Here is a 13,761-nt window from a genome sequence, read left to right as displayed (position 1 = left end):
GAAATCGTATAGTTCGAAATCGTGGGATCTGGTTCATTGTCTTCCGAATGGTCGGCTGTGCTGGCGTTGCAGCGGGCGACACATGCCACGTTGCAGGTGCTGGCGGCGGAGTTGGTCGATCTGGATTTGACCGCTTCGGAGATCAATGCGTTGGCCAACCTTGCCGACGGACGCGGGCGGACCGTGTCGGAACTGGGTGTCGCCGTGGGGAGCCGGCCCACCACGCTGACCAGCGTGCTGGATCGGCTCGAGCGGCGCGGCCACATCACGCGGGGCAATCGGCCGGGCGATCGCCGGGCCGTGTTGATCGAACTCACCGCGTCCGGGCGGACGACCGCCGCCACCATCCGGGAAAGCATGGCCGAATTGGAGCGTCGCGCGTTGGCCGGTTTGTCCGCGCAAGCGGTGGCAGGACTGCGTGACGCTCTGCAAGCACTCACAGAGGTGTCCTCATGACCTCGACACATCCCGAAACACCCACCGAATTCGACGAATTGATGGCCGAGGTGATGGCCGAGGCCGAACGCTTCGGGCATCGCCAGCATGTGCACCTGACCTGGCTGGCGGTGCGACGCCGTGGGGTGACGGCGGCAATCGAGTTGGTGAGCAACGGGATTCAGCGCACGGCGCGCTATGCGGGTGCGCCGCAGAAGTATCACGTGACCGTCAGTCGCGCGTGGGTGGAGTTGGTCGGGCATCACGCGATGGAGTCCGGCGAGGAGGATTTCGCGGCCTTCGCCGATCACCATCGCGCCCTGCTGGACAAGCGGCTGCTCAACCGCTTCTACCGTCCGGGGACGCTAGCCCTGCCGCGGGCGCGGCAGGGCTGGGTCGAGCCGGATCTCACCACATTCCCTTGGTGCGCATAGCGATAGCCGTTCAGGTCGGTCACCGCGGACCCCATGCCGCCATGCTACCGAGATCGCGGCAGGGAACATTTGTCCAATCCAGCGGGCCTCCTCGGCGGCGATAGTGCAGGAATGCGCACCGAATCCCCGAGCGAGGAGAGTCCCATGCAGGAAACCGAATTGACCGCGGTGCCCGAGACGGCGCTGTGGACGCTGCGCAATCGGGCCGAGGAGGCGCTGCGGTCCGACTCCGTGTTCGCCGACGCGGAGGCCGTCCGGTTGTATCGGGCATTGAGCGGGGAGGATTTCGAGCGGTTCGGGCCACCGAGTCAGGTGCATGCGTTGCGGGCGATGGTGATCGACGAGGTGGTGGCGGATTTCCGTGCCGCGCACCCGAATCGGCCGGTGATCGCGCTCGGCGAGGGCCTGCAGACGACGTACTGGCGGCTGGGTGAGCCGGCCGGGCCGTGGTTTTCCCTCGATCTGCCGGAGATGGTGGCCGTCCAGCAGCGACTGCTGCCCGCGTCGGCGATCACCCGATTGCCGTGTTCGGTGCTGGATCGCTCCTGGCTCGACCAGGTGCCGGCGGGTCCGGCGGTGATCACCGCCGAGGGGCTTTTCATGTATCTGCCGCCTGCCGAGATCGACCGGCTGATCACGGATCTCGCTGTCCACTTCCCCGGCGGCACCCTGGTCTACGACTCGATTCCGCGGCTGTTCAGTGCGATGACGATGCGCGGCAAGGTACGCCTCAGCGACAGCTATGTCGCCCCGCCGATGCCGACGAGTCAGTCCCCGCGGCAGGCCCGTCGGCTCGCGGCCCGGATCCCGGGAGTCGTTGCCGCCCAGGACCTGATCCCGCCACGCGGTCGCGGGCGCTGGGCGTCGCCGCTGCTGCGCTGGGCCGCCGACACCCCGATCGGTCATGCGCTGCGCCCTTCGCTGACGCTGCTGCGCTTCGCGGACTGACACCCCACCCTTGACTTTCCTACCTGGAAAGTGGACTCTTACTTTCCAGGTAGGAAAGTAAGGAGCAGTCATGGACGGCATCACTCCGGACCAGGCCCGCGCCGCGCTCGACGCGGCCGGGCACGCCCGACGACAGGTCGCCGACGAGGTCGGATTGCCACGCGGCTACTGGTGGGGAATGGCTTGCGGCTGGGTGGTTTTGGGGATGATCGGCGACTTCGGGCCCGGCTGGCTGACCATCGTGGCGACGCTGGCGTTCGGCGCGGGGCATTCGGCCCTGGCCTCGCGGTGGCTCGACGGACGCCGGCGCACCGGTCAGGTGCAGGTCAGCGCCGATGTGGCGGGGCGGCGGACACCCCTGGTCGTGATCGGGATGCTGCTGGGCCTGGTCGCCCTCACCGTCGCGCTGGCGTTCGCGCTGCATGCCGACGGAGCCGAGCACACCGGCACCTGGTCGGCTCTGGTGGTCGCGGCGATCATCGGCTTCGGCGGCCCGGAGCTGCTGCGGGTGCTGCGCCGCTGGGCGCACGCATGACCGCGCCACGCTTCGACGAATTGATCCACCCCAGTACCCGGTTGAATCTCGTGGCGACCCTGGCGGCGGCGGATTGGGCGGAGTTCGCGTTCCTCAAGGACCGGCTGCGGCTGTCGGATTCGGCGCTGTCCAAACAGCTTGCGACGCTGGAGGAAGCGGGCTATGTCGCCACCGAGCGCCGTCTCGAGGGCAGCCGCCGCAAGGTCCGCGCCCGCCTCACCCCGGACGGGCGCACCGCCTTCGACGGTCACATCGCGGCCTTGCGCGAGATCGTCGCGGGCGCGACCGGACCGGGCCAGGACTAGTCGCACGCTAGTTGCGGTCGGCCATCGCTTTCGCGGCCCAGCGCACGGCGTACCCGACGACGAAGCACGGCAGCGACATCAACGCGAACAGCACTGCGCCGGAGACGAATCCGCTGGCGGTCCCGAGGATCCAGCCCGGCACCGCCGGGTCGCACCCGGCCGACAGGCCCGGCACCGAGGTGCAGTCGTGGAAGGTGCGGGGTCCGGAGTAGCGGCCCCACAGGGCGATCCCGGCCCACACCAGCACGGCGATCACGGCGTTGAACGCGTATCCGCAGCGCACCAGTTTGCGCACGAAGATCAGTGCGCCGAGCTGATCGGAGTAGAGGCCGTCGGCGATGTCGTCGCTGACGCCTAGATGCCGTCCCCATCCGGAGGGTTCGAGGGTTTCGGGCGCGGCGGGTGCTTCGGCGTAGAGAGTTCGGGCCATGAGCGGGTCCTTCTCACCGCGAGCGTTTCTGGGAGCCAGTGGGATTCACGGTGGTGATCGAAACTGGTACGAGCAGTGTCGATCATGGCAGCGCCGGGCGCATCTCGGAGCCTTTGCGCGGGAATCGTGGTCGATCACAATCGGCGCGGCCACCGGTACCGGTGCGGGCGGCGTCACCGAACGCGGGATCGGGTCCGGTTCGGCGACGCCGGGTTTCGCGGCACCCGCTGTGCTGGCGGGAACGCGGGTGCGAGCCGCGGGGAAGCCGGCTCGCCGTGCCCGTCGGCGGGGGCGTCTGCGCGTTGCCGCTCCCCACTGATTCGGACAATCGGAACGTTAGCGGCACGTTAGCTATTCGGCGAATCGGACGGACGAATTAGGGGATCGTTAGGGGCGTCGAGGTTTTCGCGTCGATTGCGGCGAAACCCGTTGATTGCGGGCGATCATGGCGGCTGCCGCGGCGGCGGTCACTACCGGACGAGTAGTCCGATACGCGCGTGTCGGGTCCCCTGAACGCTGACACTTCCCTTATGCGCCAACGGCGTCGCAGATCCCGCATTCACCCTCATCTGGGGAGATGATCGACGATGATCCGGTCACGGAAGTCGGCCCTCACCGCATTCACCGCCTTCGCCGCCGCCGGCGCGGCACTCGTGCTCACCGCACCCGACGCCGGGGCGTACGTCACCAGCGTCACGGTGGCCACCGGTTCGAGCATCGGTGGCGGCTACGGCACCAACTGCTCCTACACGGTCACCGTGAACGGCAGTCCCAACGAATACGTCTGGCTCTACGACAGCGCGTCGGGCAGTTTCAACCCGCAGCAGTTCAGTCTCGGCACCGGCGGCACCGCCACCTCGAGCTGGACGCCGACGGCCAAGGGGCAGCACTATGTGCAGGCCTGGTCCTACAACGGGTCGCAGTGGGCGCTGGTGACAGTCGGCACCGGCATCAATCTGGGCAGCGCCTGCGTGGTCACCGGCTGACCCGCCTGCTCATCAATACCGATCGGTCCGGGGCCGGGTGTGCATGCCCGCCCGGCCCCGGGCATTACTCTTGACCCGGTGCAGACCGAGCAACCGCCCTCCGACGCCGAGCCCCGCATCTGGGGTGGAACGACCCTCACCGAACGCCGTGAGGCGCGCCGGACCGCGCTGCTCGAGGCCGCACTGGATCTGATCGGCGAATCCGGGGCGGGCGCGGTCACCATGCGCGCGGTCTGCCGCCGCGCCACCCTGACCGACCGCTACTTCTACGAATCCTTCGCCAGCCGAGACGAACTGCTCGACGTGCTCTACCGGCAGATCGCCGAGGAGTTCCTGGATCCGATGACCGCCTTCGCCGTCGTCGACGATCCGGTGCGCGACCGCATGCTGTCGGAAACCTTGGTGGACAAGGTCCTCGAGGATCCGCGTAAATCGCGGCTGTTCCTGGTGGAGCCGTATTCCTCGACGGGGCTGGGGCAGACCACGATCGCGGTCATGCCCGCCTTCACCCGGCTGATCCAGGACCACCTCTTCGCCCATATCGACGATCCCGTGCAGCGGCGGCTGGCAGCGGTCACCATGGCCTCGGGCAACGCGGGCATGTTCTCGGCCTGGCTCAACGGCACGCTGCGCGCCACGCGTGAGCAGATCGTGGATCACCTGGTCGAGACCATCGACGCCTATCGCGGTGTGTATCGCGGCTGAAGTCCGCGAATTACGCCGGTTCAGGCCGCATCGGTCGGCATCTCGAAGTCGGAGGGCAGGCCGAGATATTGGGCCAGTGGCGGTCCGCCGCGGCCGAATTCGACCAGTTCGAGGCGCAATCCGTCGGCGGTGCGGTGGTAGTAGACACCGGGCTCGGTGTCGCCGTGCAGCACGACGGCGCTCGCCTCGAGAGGGAAGCCTTGCGCGGCCATCCGTTCGGATTCGGCTCGCGCGTCCGCGGCCCAGTAGCCGATGTGGTGCAGGCCGAGGGTATCCCACACCGTGCCCGGAGTGCGTTGCAGCAGTTCGATATACGGCGGCCCCTGCCGCGAGATGGTCATCCGGGGTGCGGTATCGGCCGGGTCGCCGGGCCCGGACTGATGCCCGCTGGGCACGATCGGTCCCCAGTCGGAGCCCAGCAGTTCGCTGAGTTCGTCCATGGCTGCGCGAAGATCGCTGACCACCACTCCGAGGTGGTAGCCGACGTTGATGATGGGCATCTGCGAGCTCCTCTGTTCGGGGTTCGGACCTGCCCACCGTAACAATCCGACCGATCGGTCGGAATAATGATGGGAGCTGGTTCACGCGAACACCTCCATCGCGACGGCGGTCACATCGATTTGCCGATCGACGGGCACGGGTGTTTACTCATCGCCGCAAGGTGCCGTCGTTAGCTGAGGCTCCTTCACGGATACAGGCCGGCGATCCCGAACGTCGAGAGACGCCCCGGATCAGGACAGGTTGCCCCGAGTTAAGGGGTAGCCCCGACCGGCTCCCACCCGCGGGTGGGTTTACGCCGTGGAGTGCTGAACGTCTTACGAGGGGTGGTACCCGAATCGGCGGTTTTCGCCGTTCCCACTCCCCTGGCATGTGTATGCGCTGTGCCGAGGAGGTGGTGGTCGTGCCCGATGGACCGTATCGAAGTCCGTTAGCCAATCGTTCACTCGGCGACACCGCTGCAATCCCTCGCCCGCTACCGCACGCCCTGTAGCGTCCGATCGGGAGCGTCTGATCTGTAGCGTGCGCCGTCCTCCCCTGTTTCGGAGAATGCAATGACCACGTGGGAAATGCTGCTGCGCCTCGGCACCGGTGTCGGGTTGGGTGCGGTGATCGGGTTCGAGCGCCAGTTCCGGGCGCGGATGGCCGGATTGCGCACCAACGCGCTCGTCGCCGCCGGGGCGACACTGTTCGTGCTGTTGTCCGCGCACGGCTTCAGCGGGCGCGACGCCGATCCGACTCGTGTTGCGGCACAGATCGTTTCGGGTATCGGGTTCCTGGGCGCGGGTGTCATCCTGCGCGACGGGTTCAATATCCGCGGGCTCAATACCGCCGCCACCCTGTGGTGTGCGGCCGCGGTGGGCGCGTTGGCGGGTGCGGGTATGTATCCGACCGCGGTGGCGGGCACGGTGGCGGTGGTCGTGGTGAACACCGCGCTGCGCACGGTGGCGCGCACGGTGGATCGTCCGGTGACCGACGGTCCCGAGGCGCAGGTCGCCCTGTATGCGTTCACCGCCGACACCGATGACGACCACGAGGCGCATGTGCGGGCGCTGCTGGTGCAGTCGTTGACGCGCACCGACTTTCAGCTCAATTCGATCTCGAGCCACGACACCAAACCCGGGCGGGTGCAGGTGCGTGCGGAGTTGACCGGGGACCGGCGCGACGATCGGCAGATGGAGGCGGCGGTGAGCCGGTTGAGCTTGGAGCCGTCGGTGACCAGTGTCGGGTGGCGCACGGTTCCGATGCCGGTGGAGGACGAGCAGTGAACGCGTCACTGCGGTCGTATCCCACCCGCGGCGTGCTGGATAGGCCGCGCTCGCGGTGGGCGGATATCGCGGTGTTCGCGGGCGCGGCCATTCTGATCTGGCTGATCGTGCGGGTCTCGGCGGGCATGCACGTGCCCTTCGACGAGAATTCCGCGCCCACAACGGTGTCCACCGATCCGGGTGAGCTGCCCTACTATGCCGCGCGGTCACTGTTGCGCATGCTGCTGGCCCTGGGACTGTCGATCCTGTTCACCTTCGTCTACGCGACCGCGGCCGCGCGGCTGCCGCGGGCGGAGAAAGTGCTGCTGCCGCTGCTCGACATTCTGCAGTCGGTGCCGATCCTGGGCTTCCTGTCGGTGACGGTGACGGGGTTCATCGCCCTGTTCCCGGGTTCCTCGCTGGGCCTCGAGTGCGCCTCGATCTTCGCGATCTTCACCTCGCAGGCGTGGAACATGACCTTCGCGTTCCACCACAGCCTGGTCTCGCAGCCGCGTGAACTCGATGAGGCCGCCCGGAATCTGAGACTCTCACGCTGGCAACGGTTCTGGCGGGTCGATGTCCCCTCGGGCATGTTCCCGCTGGTGTGGAACGCGATGATGAGTTTCGGCGGCGGCTGGTTCTTCCTGACCGCGGCCGAAGCCATCAGCGTCAACAACCGCCAGTACGTATTGCCGGGCATCGGCTCGTATGTCGCCACCGCCAACGCCGATTCGCAGATCGGGCGGGTGTTGCTGGCCATCGCCGTGATGGTCGTGATGATCATCGGGCTCAATGTACTGTTCTGGCGGCCGCTCACGGTGTGGGCGGAGCGATTCCGCATGGAGGACACCGAATCCGCGGACGCGCCGCGCAGCCTGATGCTGGATCTGTTGCGCCGCAGCCATGTTCCCGGGCTGCTGGGCCGGGCGCTCGGGCCGCTGGTGTACCCGATCGACCGGTTCATGGGTCTGTTCGGGCTGGCCGAGCATCCGCTGTATGTGGCCCCGGCGCGGCGGCGTACCGGGGACGCGGTGTTCGCGATCGTGGTCGCGGCCGGTCTGATCGCCGGAACCGTCGCGATCGTGGACTACATCAACAATTCGGTCGGTTTCGGCGAGGTCGGGCATGCGCTGGGACTGGGCTTGATCACCCTCGCACGGGTGATCGTGGTGCTGATCTTCTCCACCGTGGTGTGGGTGCCGGTCGGAGTGTGGATCGGGCTCAATCCGCGGGTGTCGCGGCTGGCGCAGCCGATCGTTCAGGTACTGGCCAGTTTTCCGGCCAACTTCCTGTTCGTGCTGGTGGCCGCGGTGATGGTGGCCACGGGCGCGAGCTTGCAGTGGGCTTCGATCCTGCTGATGGCGCTGGGTGCGCAGTGGTACATCCTGTTCAATGTGATCGCCGGTGCGTCGGCGGTGCCCAACGATCTGCGCGAGGCGGCGGCGAATCTGCGGCTGCCGCGCCTTCTTTGGTGGCGCAAGCTGATTCTGCCCGCTATTTTCCCCAGCTTCGTCACCGGCGCGATCACCGCGGCGGGCGGGGCATGGAACGCCTCCATCGTCGCCGAGATCGTGTCATCGGGTCAGCACACCTTGATGGCGACCGGTCTGGGCGCCTACATCGCCGAGGCCACCCGTGACGGGGACTGGCCGCGCATTCTGGTCGGCGTGCTGGCCATGAGCGCCTTCGTGGTCGGTATCAATCGTTTGTTCTGGCGTCGGCTCTACGACCTGGCGCAGCGCCGCTACTCGCTCTGAGAGGAGCCCCACATGACCGAAACCATTGCCGCCGGCGAGGTCCTGATGGACCTGAAGGACATCGACATGTCCTTCACCGGCGCCTCGGGTGAGCCACTCAACGTGCTCGATCAGGTGAATCTGCAACTGCGCGAAGGTGAGATCGTGGCATTGCTGGGCCGTTCGGGCTCGGGCAAGTCGACGCTGCTGCGCCTGATCTCGGGACTACTGGCACCGTCCAGCGGGCAGATCAGCTACCGGGATCGCCCGCTGCGGGGCACCAATCCCGGTGCGGCGCTGGTGTTCCAGTCCTTCGCGCTGATGCCGTGGCTGACCGTGCAGGACAATGTGGAGCTGGGATTGGCCGCGCGCGGGGTGCCGCCCGAGGCGCGCCGCCAACGCGCCCTCGAGGCGATCGACCGGATCGGTCTCGACGGTTTCGAGACCGCCTACCCCAAGGAGCTCTCCGGCGGGATGCGCCAGCGTGTCGGGTTCGCTCGCGCGCTGGTGCTGGAACCGGACCTGCTGCTGATGGACGAGCCGTTCTCGGCGCTGGACGTGCTGACCGCGGAGAACCTGCGCACCGAACTGGTGAATTTGTGGGCCACCAAGGACTTTCCCACCAAATGCATCTGCATCGTCACCCACAATATCGAGGAGGCCGTGCAGCTGGCGGATCGAGTGGTGGTGCTGGGCTCCAATCCCGGGCGCATCATCGCCGAGGTCACGGTCGCGCAGCCGCGCCCGCGCAATCGCCGCGCGCCCGGATTCGTGGCGCTGGTGGATCAGATCTACGGGCTGCTCACCGGGCGCGACACCGAAACCATTGCGACCCCGACCGATACCGCGACACCGTTCGCGGTGCCGTTGCCGGATGCGTCGGTCGGCGGGATCGCGGGTCTGCTGGAACTGGTCTACGGCAACAGCGGTCGCGCGGATCTGCCGGTGGTGGCCGATGAGCTCAACTTCGAACTCGATGACCTGATGCCGCTGGTCGACGCGGCGGCGCTGCTGGGGTTCCTGCTGGTGGAATCCGGTGACGTGATCCTGACCAATGTGGGCGCGAACTTCACCAATGCCGACATCCAGGCCAGTAAGGCCATTTTCGCCGCGCAGGCTCGTCGCCGTGCCCCGCTGGTGCGCACCATTTGCAGTGCGCTGGTGGGCAGCAGCAACGAGACGGTGCGCGCGGATTTCATTCTGGATCTGTTGCAGCGCGGGTTCTCCGACGAGGATGCGCGCCGGCAGCTGGATCTGGCCATCGAGTGGGGCCGGTACGCCGAGCTTTACGACTACGACACCGATTCCGGGCGGATCACCACCGACCCCGCCGCCGATCTGCGCGCCTCCTGACCCGCGGGGCCGCTGCCGGAGGCATCGGCCCCGCTTTCGGTCGGTCTAGGTGACGGTGTTGCGCCAGAGGACGTCGTCCACTTCGTTGCCCAGCTCATAGAAGTCGCAGCTGATGATGTTCCACGGCAGTCCGACCCAGTCGGTGCGCAGCCAGTCCGACACCGCCGGTGTCACCTGCTTCGCGATATCCTCGAGCGATTTCGGGTGTCCCATGTTGCTGTTGTCGATATTGGGGAATTTGCCTGCCAGGATGAGGGTTTGGGTGGCACCGATGGCGCCGGGTATCAGGAGGAAGTTGGTGTCGGTCCGCGCTTTCAACGCGTTCTCAGCGAAGGCCTTCATGTTGGCCAGGCTGGGATTTTCTTCGTGATACCACGCCTTGTCCAGGCAGTGGCCGTCGAACCAGAAACCGTTCGCACTGGCCGTATTCGCGTCCTCCCAGATGAGGATGATCTGCTGATGCTGATCCCACAGCTCTTTCGGAGTGACGGTGGCGCCCTGTGCCGTCTGGGGCGCCAACTTGGTGGTGAACACGGTCTTCAAGTACTCGGCGAGCCCGGCCCACGACTCGTTGTTCATCAAACCCTGCTTGTTCGTCGAGAAGTACAGGATCACCAATTCTTTGGGGTGGGCGTCCACGAACTTCACGATCGGAGCGAGGATGTCGGCCAGTAGCGGGCCGTACAACGAATGGACGATCCTGATGCGGTTTCCCCACGGCGGGTTGGGCATGTTCGTGCCCGGCGGAACGGTCAGGGTTTCGGCTATGCGGAGGTCGAAGAATCGGATACCGGTGTTCAATTGCGTTGCGATATCGTGGTCTTGAGCCTTCGCCCACAGTAATGTGGTCGCCCCCAGCGGGTCCAAGATGTCCCCGGTGCTGTCCGAGTCCGGCGCGAACCCCATCGTGAGGTCCAACCCGTACGTTCCGGAGTCGTGTGTTCCCGGTATGGCCATTTGGTACAGCGGCTTGTTCGCGATGCGTGGGCCCATCACCTCCATCCAGGCGGTGTAGGGGTAGATCCGTTGCATCAGGTCCCCGGTCGGATCAAGCCCCCGGCACAGGACGAAGCCGCCCGCGTACTCCGGGGAGAAGAACCCGTCGTCGACCGCGAAGACGAAATTACCGTGGGCACTCTGCACGGTGTCGGTGGCCCAGTACGGACCGGTGATGTGTGCGGGATCGGTGCCGTTGTAGAGGACGAAGTTGCCGTCGTTCTGCATGAGACCGAAATAGTTGCCGCCGTGCGGTTGACCGACGAAGGGGAGCTTGTCGCGCCAGACCGACCAGAGCGGCGTGCTGAAGTCGGGGGTGTACGGCGATTCGGGCAGGGTCGGGAACACCACCAGATTCCCGTCGTTCTGCAGCAGGACGGCGAATTTGTGGAACGGGGACAACAGGTACGTTCCGTTTCGGAACCACTGGTTAGTCGTCAGCGCGGTGACCCCGTTGTCGACCCGCATGCTCACCCAGGAGGTGTGGGAATTCCAGATGGGGGTCCTGGAATTGCCGGGTCCGGGCAGGGTGATGGACAGATTCCCGTCGTTCTGTACCTCCAGCCAGCCGGAGCTTCCTTTCCCGCTCGTATGCGATGACCAGTAGGCGTTTTTCGCCACGGCATCGGCGACGGTGGTGCCGTTGTAGAGGACGAGGTTCCCGTCGCCTTGCATCGCGACGAAGTATTTGCCGCCGGGAACGGGCTTCGCGACGTAACCGCCGGATTCATCGGCGCCGACCGACCAGTATGGATGGTTGTTGTTCTGGAGCTCGATCAGCACCAGGTTTCCGTCGCTCTGCATGTAGGCGGCGTACTGGCCGTTGCTCGATACCAGTAGATCCTCGGCGACGAGAATCTGCCCGCTGATCAGTGGAGAGTTGATGCGTGCCATGGCCGATACTCCTTTCGGGCGCGGCGATCCGCCCGGGAGGCTCAGCCTGGCCGGTTCAGCACGAAAGTTGCTGTGCGCCAGTTGATCTCGAGCCGCTGTCGCCCGCGCGGAACCAGTATGCTCGCCCGCGTCCGGTGTCGCGGGCGGTTCCGGCGCCAAGCTTTCACACCATGGCGGCGGGGACCAGGGTCGTGAGGCCGCCGTCGACGAGCAAGTCTTGGCCGGTGATGTAGGAGGCGTCGGGCGAGGCGAGGAAGGCGACGGTGGCGGCGACCTCGTCGGGAATGCCGATGCGGCCGGCGGCGACCAGGGTCGAGGCGGCGGCCTGGGCGTCGGGGGTGACCTCGGCGCGGTAGGCCGGGGTGTCGATGAAGCCGGGGCTCACGGAGTTGACGCGAATTCCCTTGGGCGACAGTTCGGCCGCCAGCGTGCGGGTGAGGTTGTGCACGGCGGCCTTGGTCGCCGAATACAGCGCGGTGCCCGGGGTTCCGCGGTAGAGGGCGAAGGAGGCGTTGATGACGATCGCGCCGCCCTCGCTCAGCAGCGGCAGGGCGTGCTGGATGGTGAAGAACGCGGCTTTGAAGTTGATGTCGACCACGCGGTCGAATTCGTCGGGGGTGACGGCGGTGACGGGCTGGAAGGCGCCGATGCCGGCGTTGACGAACAGCACGTCGAGGCGGCCGAACTGCTCGCGCACGATGCGGGTCAGGGCGGCGAGATCCTCGGGATCGGTGGCGTCCCCGGCGATGGCGGTTGCGCGCGTACCGAGTTCGGTGACGGCGGCGTCGAGGCGGGTCTTGTCGCGGCCGGTGATGATCACCTGGGCGCCTTCGGCGAGCAGGCGGTGGGCGGTGGCCAGGCCCATGCCGCTGCTGCCGCCGGTGATGAGGGCGATCTTGTTGTCGAAGCGGGATGCGTTGTGTGTCATGGCATTCAGCCTGCTGCGGTACGGGATCGGTAGACAGTGCGTGCTTATGGTGGGTGTGTCACCACCACCCTTGCGGGTTAGGGTGCCGCGCATGACGCGTTATCACCGCATCGCCGGGCAAGATCTGGGTCGGCTGGGGGCTTTGAGCGACGGTATCTTCGCGGTCGCCATGACGTTGCTGGTGTTGGAGTTGCATGTGCCCGCCGGACAGGCTTGGCACGAGCGGGTGCTGTGGAGCGAGGGGGCGGTGTCGGCGGAAGAGCCGGTGTGGCATGCCCTCACGCATGTCGGTCCGCAGTTCTTGATCTGCTTCCTCGGTTTTCTCACCTTGGGCATGTTCTGGATCGGGCAGCAGACCCAGCTCAATCTGCTCGCGCGCGCCGACCGCACGTTGGCGTGGATTCACCTGATGCTGTTGTTCGGGGTCGCCATGGTGCCGTTCGCGACCGCGTTGCTGGCGGCGTTTCCGCAGTCGCGGCTGGCATTGGGGGTGTACTGGGTCGGGCTGCTGTATCTCGGGTTGGTGCAGTTGGGCAGCCTGCGCTACGCGCGGCGCGCCGGGCTGCTGGCCGAGTCCACCGAACCCGGTGACGTGCGCGCGATCCGCGATCGGATCGTGGTGGTGCAGATGCTGTATGCGGTGAGTGTGGCGCTGTGCCCGGTGAGTACGTATTTGAGCATCGGGCTGATCATTGCCCTGCAGATCAATTCGGCGCTCTCGCCGCGGATTCTGCACCGGTTCTGACCGGCACGAATCAGGGTCGATTCCAGGGAGGTCCCCGATGCGGGCGCGGGGTCGGTGTCGCCAGGATGGAATCGGCAAGTGTGGTCGATACGAGGAGGAACGATGACCACGGGTGGTTACGGGCAGTTCGGGTACCTGGGGTCGGCGGTCGGGGTGACCCCGGCGGGGATCGGGTCGCGTGCGGCGGCGCGGTTCATCGACTGGATCATCGCCGGGATTGTGGGCGCGATCCTGTTCTGGCTGTTGAACATCGGCTCGAACCTGCCGGGCTGGGTCGATATCCTGCCCGGTGCGGGGTTCGGGTTCCTCTACTTCGTGGGCTTCGAGGTCCTCACCGGCGCCACCCCGGGTAAGCGGATTCTGGGCTTGCACGTCAACGGCTCCCACAGTGCTCTCAAACCGAGCCTGGCTGATTCGGCCAAGCGCAATGCCTACATGCTGCTGAATGTGATTCCGTGGATCGGTGGTCTGTTGTGGTTCTGCGCGGCGCTCGCGATCGCGGTGACGGTCTCGGCGAGCCCGACCAAGCAGGGCTGGCACGACAATTTCGCCGACGGCACCCAGGTGGTCAAGGCCTGATCGCGGC

The 13,761-nt window shown here is 66.5% G+C and carries 16 protein-coding genes and 1 riboswitch; of the genes, 12 read left to right on the top strand and 4 right to left on the bottom strand.

The window, feature by feature from the left end; genetic code table 11:
- Positions 1 to 21 precede the first annotated feature (21 nt).
- The 5 genes from ACFXHA_RS00480 (at position 22) to ACFXHA_RS00460 (ending at position 2,657) form a co-directional block, all read left to right on the top strand.
- Complete coding sequence (locus ACFXHA_RS00480; RefSeq protein ID WP_379351855.1) at positions 22 to 456, top strand: MarR family winged helix-turn-helix transcriptional regulator; 435 nt, start codon at positions 22 to 24, stop codon at positions 454 to 456.
- Positions 453 to 869: a hypothetical protein gene (locus ACFXHA_RS00475; RefSeq protein WP_379351854.1), complete on the top strand. Its 417-nt coding sequence runs from the start codon at positions 453 to 455 to the stop codon at positions 867 to 869. Before ACFXHA_RS00480 ends, ACFXHA_RS00475 begins: the two co-directional genes overlap by 4 nt.
- Before the next feature lie 144 nt (positions 870 to 1,013).
- Positions 1,014 to 1,817 (top strand): class I SAM-dependent methyltransferase, encoded by an 804-nt coding sequence (locus tag ACFXHA_RS00470; RefSeq protein ID WP_379351853.1) that lies wholly within the window; start codon positions 1,014 to 1,016, stop codon positions 1,815 to 1,817.
- Positions 1,818 to 1,887: 70 nt separating this feature from the next.
- Complete coding sequence (locus ACFXHA_RS00465) at positions 1,888 to 2,352, top strand: hypothetical protein (RefSeq protein WP_379351852.1); 465 nt, start codon at positions 1,888 to 1,890, stop codon at positions 2,350 to 2,352.
- Positions 2,349 to 2,657: a winged helix-turn-helix domain-containing protein gene (locus ACFXHA_RS00460; RefSeq protein ID WP_379351851.1), complete on the top strand. Its 309-nt coding sequence runs from the start codon at positions 2,349 to 2,351 to the stop codon at positions 2,655 to 2,657. The genes ACFXHA_RS00465 and ACFXHA_RS00460 overlap by 4 nt, the downstream gene beginning before the upstream one ends.
- 7 nt (positions 2,658 to 2,664) lie before the next feature.
- Here ACFXHA_RS00460 and ACFXHA_RS00455 read toward each other — a convergent pair whose 3' ends face one another.
- Positions 2,665 to 3,087: a hypothetical protein gene (locus ACFXHA_RS00455; RefSeq protein ID WP_379351850.1), complete on the bottom strand. Its 423-nt coding sequence runs from the start codon at positions 3,085 to 3,087 to the stop codon at positions 2,665 to 2,667.
- A gap of 587 nt (positions 3,088 to 3,674) precedes the next feature.
- On the opposite strand from ACFXHA_RS00455, the gene ACFXHA_RS00450 reads away from it, so the two are divergent.
- The gene (locus ACFXHA_RS00450; protein ID WP_379351849.1) at positions 3,675 to 4,073 is read left to right on the top strand and encodes a hypothetical protein; all 399 of its coding nucleotides are present in this window, start codon (positions 3,675 to 3,677) and stop codon (positions 4,071 to 4,073) included.
- A gap of 78 nt (positions 4,074 to 4,151) precedes the next feature.
- The gene (locus tag ACFXHA_RS00445; protein WP_379351848.1) at positions 4,152 to 4,778 is read left to right on the top strand and encodes a TetR/AcrR family transcriptional regulator; all 627 of its coding nucleotides are present in this window, start codon (positions 4,152 to 4,154) and stop codon (positions 4,776 to 4,778) included.
- 20 nt (positions 4,779 to 4,798) lie between these two features.
- Here the strand turns inward: ACFXHA_RS00445 and ACFXHA_RS00440 are convergent, their stop codons facing one another.
- Entirely contained in the window at positions 4,799 to 5,278 is a 480-nt protein-coding gene (locus ACFXHA_RS00440; protein ID WP_379351847.1) for a VOC family protein, read from the bottom strand.
- 159 nt (positions 5,279 to 5,437) lie between these two features.
- Positions 5,438 to 5,611, top strand: a riboswitch (M-box (ykoK) riboswitch).
- A gap of 219 nt (positions 5,612 to 5,830) precedes the next feature.
- Between ACFXHA_RS00440 and ACFXHA_RS00435 the strand changes: the two genes are divergently transcribed.
- From ACFXHA_RS00435 to ACFXHA_RS00425, 3 genes are read left to right on the top strand one after another with little or no spacing between them, the layout of a single operon-like run.
- Positions 5,831 to 6,544 (top strand): MgtC/SapB family protein, encoded by a 714-nt coding sequence (locus ACFXHA_RS00435; protein ID WP_379351846.1) that lies wholly within the window; start codon positions 5,831 to 5,833, stop codon positions 6,542 to 6,544.
- Positions 6,541 to 8,280 (top strand): ABC transporter permease, encoded by a 1,740-nt coding sequence (locus tag ACFXHA_RS00430; protein WP_379351845.1) that lies wholly within the window; start codon positions 6,541 to 6,543, stop codon positions 8,278 to 8,280. The genes ACFXHA_RS00435 and ACFXHA_RS00430 overlap by 4 nt, the downstream gene beginning before the upstream one ends.
- Before the next feature lie 12 nt (positions 8,281 to 8,292).
- On the top strand, positions 8,293 to 9,612 hold the full coding sequence (locus tag ACFXHA_RS00425; protein ID WP_379351844.1) for a nitrate/sulfonate/bicarbonate ABC transporter ATP-binding protein: 1,320 nt from the start codon (positions 8,293 to 8,295) through the stop codon (positions 9,610 to 9,612).
- 45 nt (positions 9,613 to 9,657) lie between these two features.
- Here ACFXHA_RS00425 and ACFXHA_RS00420 read toward each other — a convergent pair whose 3' ends face one another.
- Together ACFXHA_RS00420 and ACFXHA_RS00415 are read right to left on the bottom strand one after the other, a co-directional pair.
- Positions 9,658 to 11,502 carry a hypothetical protein gene (locus tag ACFXHA_RS00420; RefSeq protein ID WP_379351843.1) on the bottom strand — a complete coding sequence of 615 codons (1,845 nt, stop codon included), beginning with the start codon at positions 11,500 to 11,502 and terminating at the stop codon, positions 9,658 to 9,660.
- Positions 11,503 to 11,665: 163 nt separating this feature from the next.
- A complete protein-coding gene (locus tag ACFXHA_RS00415; protein ID WP_379351842.1) occupies positions 11,666 to 12,430 on the bottom strand; it encodes an SDR family NAD(P)-dependent oxidoreductase in 765 nt (254 codons plus the stop codon).
- A gap of 91 nt (positions 12,431 to 12,521) precedes the next feature.
- Here ACFXHA_RS00415 and ACFXHA_RS00410 point away from each other — a divergent pair, with 91 nt between their 5' ends.
- Both ACFXHA_RS00410 and ACFXHA_RS00405 read left to right on the top strand, forming a co-directional pair.
- Entirely contained in the window at positions 12,522 to 13,175 is a 654-nt protein-coding gene (locus ACFXHA_RS00410) for a TMEM175 family protein (protein ID WP_379351841.1), read from the top strand.
- Between the two features lie 102 nt (positions 13,176 to 13,277).
- The gene (locus tag ACFXHA_RS00405) at positions 13,278 to 13,754 is read left to right on the top strand and encodes an RDD family protein (protein ID WP_379351840.1); all 477 of its coding nucleotides are present in this window, start codon (positions 13,278 to 13,280) and stop codon (positions 13,752 to 13,754) included.
- Positions 13,755 to 13,761: the final 7 nt, after the last annotated feature.

It is taken from the genome of Nocardia sp. NPDC059240 (assembly GCF_042753865.1).
In the GTDB taxonomy this organism is placed as follows: domain Bacteria; phylum Actinomycetota; class Actinomycetes; order Mycobacteriales; family Mycobacteriaceae; genus Nocardia.
This window is presented reverse-complemented; position numbering and strand designations above follow the sequence as displayed.